Origin of the sequence: Neobacillus drentensis (genome assembly GCF_036962765.1) — a bacterium.
GTDB lineage: Bacteria > Bacillota > Bacilli > Bacillales > Cytobacillaceae > Neobacillus > Neobacillus drentensis_C.
This window is the reverse complement of sequence record NZ_JBALOS010000361.1, coordinates 1-7,152: the sequence shown is the minus strand read 5'-3', so window position 1 is coordinate 7,152 and position 7,152 is coordinate 1. Positions and strand designations below refer to the sequence as shown.

At 36.5% G+C, this 7,152-nt stretch carries 5 protein-coding genes; 3 read left to right on the top strand and 2 right to left on the bottom strand.

All coding sequences use genetic code 11. The features are described 5' to 3' along the window. The first annotated feature begins 22 nt into the window (after nt 1-22). Entirely contained in the window at nt 23-3,781 is a 3,759-nt protein-coding gene (locus tag V7137_RS29460) for an AAA domain-containing protein (RefSeq protein WP_335701352.1), read from the top strand. Between the two features lie 253 nt (nt 3,782-4,034). Here the strand turns inward: V7137_RS29460 and V7137_RS29455 are convergent, their stop codons facing one another. Further along, complete coding sequence (locus V7137_RS29455; RefSeq protein WP_335701351.1) at nt 4,035-5,282, bottom strand: MFS transporter; 1,248 nt, start codon at nt 5,280-5,282, stop codon at nt 4,035-4,037. A gap of 84 nt (nt 5,283-5,366) precedes the next feature. Then, nucleotides 5,367-6,104, bottom strand: a complete 738-nt coding sequence (locus tag V7137_RS29450; RefSeq protein ID WP_218346654.1) for an SDR family NAD(P)-dependent oxidoreductase — start codon at nt 6,102-6,104, stop codon at nt 5,367-5,369. Nucleotides 6,105-6,185: 81 nt separating this feature from the next. Between V7137_RS29450 and V7137_RS29445 the strand changes: the two genes are divergently transcribed. Further along, entirely contained in the window at nt 6,186-6,620 is a 435-nt protein-coding gene (locus tag V7137_RS29445; RefSeq protein WP_335701350.1) for a LysR family transcriptional regulator, read from the top strand. Between the two features lie 3 nt (nt 6,621-6,623). Continuing rightward, nucleotides 6,624-7,073, top strand: coding sequence for a LysR family transcriptional regulator substrate-binding protein (locus tag V7137_RS29440; protein WP_335701353.1), 450 nt, complete (start codon nt 6,624-6,626; stop codon nt 7,071-7,073). Nucleotides 7,074-7,152 lie beyond the last annotated feature (79 nt).

Below are 7,152 nucleotides of genomic sequence, written 5' to 3'. Positions count from 1 at the left end.
GACAATGGAAAGAGGTCTTGTAATGAAAGACAAGTTAATACATATGAGAGACAAGCTCAATGACATTAGTCGGCGGAATCGTTCGATTCGATTAATGAAGATATATAATAAGTGGAGCTTTGATATAACTGATCTGGATAACCTCTCTAGGTTATCTAAAGAAAAGATAAGTACAGCTATAGTAGAACAAATCATTCATCAAACCAAGAATGATGTCATCTTACTTAAGCCAACAATTAATAATGAACTTTCAATGAGTCTTTCTAGAAAACTCACTGATTTATATCGTAATATTAAGGGAATTGAAGATGAAACAGGTATTCATGATTTTTATCTCGGTTTTCCGTTTTTGTCAGGCACATTGTCCGATGGGACGTTTTTTCAAGCTCCATTATTTTTATATCCGATAAGGCTTGAAAAGAACAATGTGAATGCTCAAAAATGGGTGATTAAAATAGATGAAGGTGGTCCTCAAATCAATAGGACGTTGTTCTTAGCATTTAAAAAGCTAAACAACCAAACATTTACAGAAGATTTCTTTGATCAAGCTGCGGAACTTGCAACGAAGTATAACTATGAAGAGTGGCTCCAATTTTTAAAAAATCATGAAATGAATGTATCATTTACACCGAAAGGTATTAGCAAACTGAAGGAATATAGAAAAGAAGAGATTCCGGAAAAAGCAGGTTTAACTTTGTTGGAGAATGCAGTAATAGGGAATTTCCCACAAGGCGGGTCTTCATTAGTTAAAGATTATGAAGAACTCATTATTCTATCAGAAGAAAGTGATCTATCCTTAGCTGGGGAACTAATCGAACCGCAGGATAAGGATTTTGAGACTGATGGGGAACCGAGCGAAATAGAAAAAGCGAATAATAATACCCCAGACATTTTAAACCTATTACAAGCGGATGGGTCACAAGAAGAGATTATTCAAGAAGCGCGTTATAAAAAAGGGATCGTTGTTCATGGACCGCCTGGAACAGGCAAATCTCAAGTTATTGTTAATCTCATTACGGATGCGCTTCAAAAGGAGAAGAAAGTACTCGTTGTTTGTCAAAAGCGTGCGGCTTTGGATGTCGTTTACCAACGTCTGGATGGATTGGGCTTAAGTAATCATGTTGCGCTTGTCCATGACGAAAAGAATGATCGGAAAAAGCTTTATGCAAAAGTGGGAGCGGTTCTAGAGCAAAATCAGGTGTCTTTTGAAAATGCGATGAATCAGTTATCTTCTACTTCCAAAAAATTATCCTCACAAGAAGAGTTATTGAACAGTATAGCTTCTGGCTTGTACAGTTACCAGGACTTTGGGTTACGATTATATGATTTGTATGGATTAGCGAAGCCAAACGGGGAAACCACGCAAATTGTTGATCTTCATGAGGTGCTGCCGTCTATAAATAAAGATTCGTTAGTAGATATCTCTGAAAAAGTGTACACCTATGCGGAATGGTATGATCGCTTTGGTGATGAGGATTTCCCACTTAAAGAGCGAAAAACATTCGCGAATTTTAATATGAAAGAAAAATTGGAAGCGATCGAGTTATTGAATGATGTAGTCGATAAAGCGAAACAAGCGGTAGAATACCTCGACTCCCTGGATCATGAAAAAATTACGCCAGCATACACTTGGCTCATAGAAAATAAGTTAGAGAAGATTTATCCCGATTTAGAGGATGGCACGAAAAGAACCTTACAAGGATTAAGATTATGGTGGTGGACTTCCGTTTCGGGTAAAAACATCATTGAAGAATTGCTTGATGGGGAAAAATTTAAAGGCACAAGTTCGTCAGAATGGCTTAAGATCAAGAAATCTTTAGTTATTATGCATCAGTTGGGCAAAGTGACAAAAGCAATGGCAGAAGAAGTAGACAAGCTAAAAAAATATCTTCAGGATTCAAAAGTAAACAATTTAAAAACGAGAATATCAGAAGGTGATATCCCGTTAACTGAATTAGATAAAATGGTCGAATACATCCATCGTGACTTTGAAGAACTGCAGTTAATGGATGTATACTGGAATCAATGTTCGGAGGTTGAGAAGAAAGTGCTTCTTCTCCTTCAACAAAAAACGGTGAAGAACGAATTAACGCTTTCTGATTACTGGGTGGATTTATTAAAAAACTCCGCTTACGTCCAATGGATTGATCAAACGGAAAGGAAACATCCACAGGTCCAGAAAATTTCAACGAATGAATTTTCAAGAATTAGAGAGTCCTTTGCGGGGCTTATTGAGGAAAAAAGGAAGGTTGGGACACAGTTTTTACTTCATAACCTTACCAAAAAAGTGGATACCGTTCAAACCACTCATTCAAGGAATATTAGAGAGCTGAAACATCAGGTTGGTAAGAAGCGGCAAGTTTGGCCGCTGCGGAGATTAGTTAATGAATTTGCTGGCAATGGCCTCGTCGATATTATGCCTGTGTGGCTCGCCTCACCGGAGATTGTTTCGTCTATTTTTCCATTACAAGAAGGATTGTTTGATTTAGTTATTTTTGATGAAGCTTCCCAGTGTACGGTGGAAAGTGGGATTCCGGCAGTTTACCGGGCTAAACAAGTCATTATTGCTGGTGATGAGAAACAATTGCCACCGTCTAATCTGTTTCAATCCTCTTTTGTTAATGACGATGAGGAGGAGGAAGAATACGATACGGATGATTCCATTAGTTTGCTAAATTTAGCAAAAAGAAGGTTTTCTGAAAGGCTGCTTCAGTGGCACTATCGCTCTAAATATGAAGAGTTAATCAATTATTCCAATCATGCATTTTACAACGGGCATGTACAAATAGCACCCAATGTGATTCCATTTAAAAACCCACCAGCGATAAAATGGAAAAAAGTCGAAGGAAGATGGGTTAACCAGTCTAATGAAGTGGAAGCAATTGAAGTTGTCAACATTCTTAAAGATATCTTAATCAATCAGCCTGGAAAAACCGTAGGGATTATCACGTTTAACTCCAAGCAGCAATCGAAAATTCAGGATCAGATTGATAAACTAGTGAGTGAAGATGAGGAATTTAGCTCCGTTTATAATCAAATGTTAACCAAGGATCTCGATGAACGCGTCTTCGTAAAAAATATTGAAAATGTGCAAGGGGACGAAAGGGATATTATCCTCTTCTCGATCGCTTATGCGAAAAACGAGGAAGGCAAGGTGTATAACCGCTTTGGGATGCTGAATCAAAAGGGTGGAGAAAACCGTCTGAATGTCGCGGTCACACGGGCTAAAGAAGGAATCACGGTGGTTTCAAGTATTGAGCCAGAAGAACTGAATGTGACAAACACTTCGCAAATAGGTCCGAAATTACTGAAGGCCTATCTAAAATATGTACGGGCTGTCTCAAACTCACAAGTGGAGCAGGTCAATGCTGTTGTCCAAGAAGTCAATGAAAATGTAAATACCCATGTACAGGAAAAAGAATTACACTTCGACTCACCGTTTGAAGAGCATGTGTATCATCAACTTCGAAACCTTGGCTATGAGGTTACCACTCAGGTAGGAATGTCAGGGTACCGAATTGACATGGCCATTGTACATCCGCATGATTCTTCCCGATATATATTGGGTATCGAATGCGATGGAGCCATGTATCACAGCTCCGCAAATGCGAAGGAAAGAGACGTTTACCGTCAACGGTTCCTAGAAAGCAGAGGATGGACCATCGAACGGATTTGGAGTCGAAACTGGTGGAAGAACTCTTCGGCGGAGATTGAGCGAATTGATCAGAAAGTGAAGGAATTGTTGAAGAAGGAGACTGTTAAAGAGAAAGTTAGCAATTAAATAATATATTTTTTACGGAGTGCAAGGTAAGTGCCATTAATGTGGAATTACCTAGCACTCTCTTTTTTTGATGGGAAACTTTGGGGCCAATCCCCTATTTTTTGATAATAAAGCTAATTGCGGCTGGCAGATAAGTGCTAAGGGTTATTGGTCGTTCTACATTGTGTATTGGAGCAGAATCGATTTTTTGCGATGAACCTTTTGCAATAAACAAACACCTACAAATTATAGGTTTTTGTAGGTGTTTAAAGGTTTAGTAATTTAATTTTTTCTTCCAGTTTAGAGAGAATAGACTAGAAGAAATAGTAATAATAAAGAGTGCGATTACAATAATGAATACAATATAGTAAGAACCAGTTGAATCATAAAGATAACTGAATAATGTTGTACCGATTGCCACACCTAACGTAGAAGCTGACATAATTGTTGTATAAATTGATGCATAATCACGTCCACCAAATACCTCTCGAATTACTACTGGAGGAAGTAAGGTAGATCCAGAGAACCCAATACCAAATAGTAATGCACCAGCATAAAGAATACCAATTCCGAATGAATCAGATATTAGCAATGCAACTACACCAATCATTCCACCACCAATCCCAATGAATAGGGCTGCTCTAATACCGAATTTATCATTAATTGCTCCAAGTAAGAATTTACCACCTGTTTGTCCAATCGTTATACAAGTTACTCCTGTAGCTGCAATTGCAGCAGTAAATCCTACCGATTGTACAAAGTTTGGTACGTGGAAGCTAACTGTTGAAGCCAAACCAAATAATCCCGTAAATAACAGCACTAGATAAAATGCTGGTGATTTTATTGCTACACTTTTTAAGACACCCGTTTCAGGTGCTTTTTTTACATTAGTAACATTAGCATCCACTTCAGCAGCACCATAAGGAGTCATATTTAGTTGTTCTGGTTTTGAGCGAATAACAAAAATTGTGAATGGTAAAATTAATATTGCGACAATAACACCCAATGCGATGTAGGTTGAACGCCAACCAATAGATTCAATCAAGACACCTGTAATTTGAGCGAAGATTGCACCACCGATACCCATAAATGCCATCGCGATTCCTAAAGAAGTACCAACTTTTGCTTTAAACCAGTTGTTCATGATTAAGGGAATAGATCCGTAAATTAAGAATGTACTACCAATCCCTAACGCAATTCCCGAAATATAAAATGGGAAAACTGAATGATAAGTACCCATTAAACAAAATGCTAAAGCGTTAATAATTCCAGCAACAGTTAAAATATAACGTATATCATACTTGTTCAATATTTTCCCTGCAAAAGGTAATAAAATAGTGATTGTTAAATACATTAACGATGTATATAAACTAATTTCAGAAACACCAACTTTTAAGTCAACTGCTACGGCACGATATAAGATTGGCGCACAGCTAACGATAATACCTACACTAGCTGCGTAAATAGCGGCACTTGCTACCATTATCCACCAAGCATAATGTATTTTTCCTTGCCTTTTCATATGTTCACCTCATACAAATAGAGAAGCACGAACTTCTGCTTCTCTATTTGTAATTTTTGATCAGTAAAAGAGAGTCTTTCATTATTATTGAATAGTGAATCCGCCATCAATTGGAACAATTGCTCCACTCATGAATTTTGCTTCATCAGATGCTAAAAATACTGCTAAATCTGCTATCTCATCTACTTGTCCAAATGTACGAGTTGGTACTAAATCTTTAGGAATGCCAGCTAAAACATCTTTAACTAAAGGTGTTTCAATTGTACCTGGGCAAATTGCATTAATTTTAATACCGTAGCGAGCATATTCAGAAGACAAGTGTTTTGTATATCCAATTACACCATGTTTCGTAGCAGTATAAGCAGCTCCACCTTTTCCTGCAACAAGTCCAGCAACTGAAGCAATATTAACTATTGAACCAGTACCACGTTCAATCATGCTTGGTAACACAGCATTCGAGAATTCAAATACACTTGTTAAGTTAATATTTAATAGGAAATTCCATTGTTCTAACGTTGTATCTAAAGATTTCGCATATTTGTCAAATACACCAGCATTATTTACTAATACATCAACTGGACCAAATGTTTCTTCTGTTACTTTGACGCAGTTTAAAATATCTTCAGTTTTCATAACATTTACCGATAAAGCAATCGCTTCTCCACCGAATGCTTTAATTTCTTCGGCTACTGCTTGGGCACCTTCTAAATTTAAGTCAGCCACAACCACCTTTGCGCCTTCTTTAGCAAAGCGGATTGCTTCACCTTGTCCCATACCAGATGCAGCACCTGTAATAATTGCAACTTTGTCTTTTAATCTCATCTATGACATCTCCTAAAATTTATTTTTGATAACGTTTACGTTCACATATATAACCATAAGTTATATAGAGTGAGGGAAGAGATGGACCTAATAAAATTGAGATACTTTTATACAACAGCAAAATTGGAAAATATTTCGCTTGCTGCTAAGGAACTTTTAATTTCTCAACCAGTTTTAAGTAAGGCAATAACTAACTTAGAATCTGAATTACAAATGGATCTATTTTTCCGTAATGGAAAGAGGATCTCACTAAACGATAATGGGAGATTTTTATTTCAACGAGCAGAGTGGATTTTTTCAGAAGTCACCAATCTAGAGCATTCATTAAATGAGAGAAGAAAGGATGGAGGCGGAAACTTGTCAATCGTTACAACACTTCCATATACTTTTACCAATCTTATCGATTTATTTTTTAATGACTATCCCGATGTAAGATGTCAGCAAGTTCCATTATCGAAAGAAAACCTGCAGCAGTTTATTGAGTATGGAAAATATGATGTGTGTATTACAACATAGAATATTAATCATTCGAATGTTGAGTGGGTGCCATTATTTGAAGAAGAAATTTATTTAACTGTGCCAAAATCATTCAAAGAAGCAAATGCACAAACAATTAACCTAATAGAAATAGAAGGTAACCTTCCATTTATTGGTCTGAGAAAGCAATACAGTTTTCGTCAATTTACTGACCAATTTTGCAAATCGGTAGGATATACACCTTTCTATCAAGTAGAAGTAGAAGAAGCTACTACCATATTACAACTTGTTAAAAATGGTCGAGGGGCTGCATTTACACCCGAAACATCGGTTAATTTATATGAAGATAAAATCAAGCATCTAAAAATTGAAAACGGAAATTTTAAACGTACAATTGGTTTATTAAAGCATAAATATTTATATCCGACAAAAATATCACAAGCTTTCATTGAGCATTGTATTAACTATTTTCAGGAATATAAAAATCTATAAATAATATATTTTAATTAAGATATTCAACAACCGGTCGCTTTTCATGAATAAGAAGGTATATTTTTGGATTGTGAAGATT

Bases quoted from the DNA above. Each gene is read 5' to 3' on its own strand.
- V7137_RS29445 (WP_335701350.1), top strand. From the start codon at position 6,186: ATGGACCTAATAAAATTGAGATACTTTTATACAACAGCAAAATTGGAA.
- V7137_RS29450 (WP_218346654.1), bottom strand. From the start codon at position 6,104: ATGAGATTAAAAGACAAAGTTGCAATTATTACAGGTGCTGCATCTGGT.
- V7137_RS29455 (WP_335701351.1), bottom strand. From the start codon at position 5,282: ATGAAAAGGCAAGGAAAAATACATTATGCTTGGTGGATAATGGTAGCA.
- V7137_RS29460 (WP_335701352.1), top strand. From the start codon at position 23: ATGAAAGACAAGTTAATACATATGAGAGACAAGCTCAATGACATTAGT.